The following is a 2,246-nucleotide window of genomic DNA, read 5'->3' as shown; positions in this document are numbered from 1 at the left end:
GGATTCATTAACGCTACCATCCTTGGCGGGACGGTCACGGCGGAAGTCGCTTCCGTCACCGTGACAGGCGGAACCATCAATGTCATTGAGGAAGTCCTCGCTTCCACTGTGGTTGGAGGTACCATCGATACCGTCGACAGCGTGCTCGGAGCCACGATCTCTGCCGGAACCATCAATACCATGGAGGAGGTCCTGGCTGCCACCATCGTTGGCGGCACGATTGATACCATCCACAGCGTGCTCGGAGCTACCATTACCAACGGATTCATTAATGCAACTATCCTCGGCGGCACTGTAACGGCGGAAGTCGCTTCCGTCACCGTAACAGGTGGGACCATCAATGTCATTGAGGAAGTCCTCGCTTCCACTGTCGTTGGCGGGACCATCGATACCATTGGTAGTATTCTTGGGGCCACCATTACCAATGGGTTCATTAACGCTACGATCCTCGGAGGTACCATTGATACCATCGAAAGTGTCCTCGGGGCCACTATCTCCGCAGGCACCATCAATACCGTGGAAGAGGTCCTGGCTACCACCATCGTTGGCGGCACAATCGATACCGTTGATAGTATTCTCGGAGCTACTATTACCGACGGATTCATCAATGCCACCATCCTCGGTGGCACAGTAACGGCGGAAGTCGCTTCCGTCACCGTGACGGGCGGAACCATCAATGTCATTGAAGAAGTCCTCGCTTCCACCGTGGTTGGCGGAACCATTGATACCGTCGATAGTATTCTCGGGGCTACCATTACCGATGGATTCATCAATGCCACTATCCTCGGCGGGACGGTAACGGCGGAAGTCGCTTCCGTCACCGTGACGGGTGGAACCATCAATGTCATCGAAGAAGTCCTCGCTTCCACCGTGGTGGGCGGAACCATTGATACCGTCGATAGTATTCTCGGGGCCACGGTCNCGATAGTATTCTCGGGGCTACCATTACCGATGGATTCATTAACGCCACTATCCTCGGCGGGACGGTAACGGCAGAAGTCGCTTCCGTCACCGTTACAGGCGGGACCATCAATGTCATCGAAGAAGTCCTCGCTTCCACCGTGGTTGGCGGAACCATTGACACCATTGATAGTATTCTCGGAGCTACTATTACCGATGGATTCATCAATGCCACCATCCTCGGTGGCACAGTAACGGCGGAAGTCGCTTCCGTCACCGTGACGGGTGGAACCATCAATGTCATTGAAGAAGTCCTCGCTTCCACCGTGGTGGGCGGAACCATCAATACCGTTGAAGAGGTCCTGGCTGCCACCATTGTCGGCGGCACAATCGATACTGTTGATAGTATTCTCGGAGCTACTATTACCGACGGATTCATCAATGCCACCATCCTCGGTGGCACAGTAACGGCGGAAGTCGCTTCCGTCACCGTGACGGGTGGAACCATCAATGTCATTGAAGAAGTCCTCGCTTCCACTGTGGTGGGCGGGACCATCAATACCGTGGAAGAAGTCCTGGCTGCCACCATCGTTGGCGGGACCATTGATACCATCGACAGCGTTCTCGGGGCCACGGTCTCTGCCGGAACCATCAATACCGTGGAAGAGGTCCTGGCTGCCACCATCGTCGGCGGCACAATCGATACTGTTGACAGTATTCTCGGAGCTACTATTACCGACGGATTCATCAATGCCACCATCCTCGGGGGCACAGTAACGGCGGAGATCGATTCCGTCACCGTGACGGGCGGGACCATCAATATCATTGAAGAAGTCCTTGCTTCTACCATCGTCGGCGGCACAATTGATACTGTTGATAGTATTCTCGGAGCTACTATTACCGACGGATTTATCAATGCCACCATCCTCGGTGGCACAGTAACGGCGGAAGTCGATTCCGTCACCGTGACGGGCGGGACTATCAATGTCATTGAAGAAGTCCTTGCTTCCACTGTGGTTGGCGGAACCATTGATACCGTCGACAGCGTGCTCGGGGCCACGGTCTCTGCCGGAACCATCAATACCGTGGAGGAGGTCCTGGCTGCCACCATTGTTGGCGGCACGATTGATACCATCGACAGCGTGCTCGGAGCTACCATTACCGATGGATTCATTAACGCTACCATCCTTGGCGGGACGGTCACGGCGGAAGTCGCTTCCGTCACCGTGACAGGCGGAACCATCAATGTCATTGAGGAAGTCCTCGCTTCCACTGTGGTTGGAGGTACCATCGATACCGTCGACAGCGTGCTCGGAGCCACGATCTCTGCCGGAACCATCAATACC

The 2,246-nt window shown here is 55.1% G+C and carries 1 protein-coding gene; it reads left to right on the top strand.

Translation table 11 applies throughout. The annotated features are described in order from the left end of the window. Positions 1-1,061: 1,061 nt before the first annotated feature. The coding region (locus CZ434_RS22265) for a beta strand repeat-containing protein (protein ID WP_077624197.1) at positions 1,062-2,246 on the top strand (1,185 nt) is incomplete at its 3' end.

This window comes from Sediminibacillus massiliensis (assembly GCF_900156915.1).
GTDB lineage: Bacteria > Bacillota > Bacilli > Bacillales > Amphibacillaceae > Sediminibacillus_A > Sediminibacillus_A massiliensis.
This window is presented reverse-complemented; position numbering and strand designations above follow the sequence as displayed.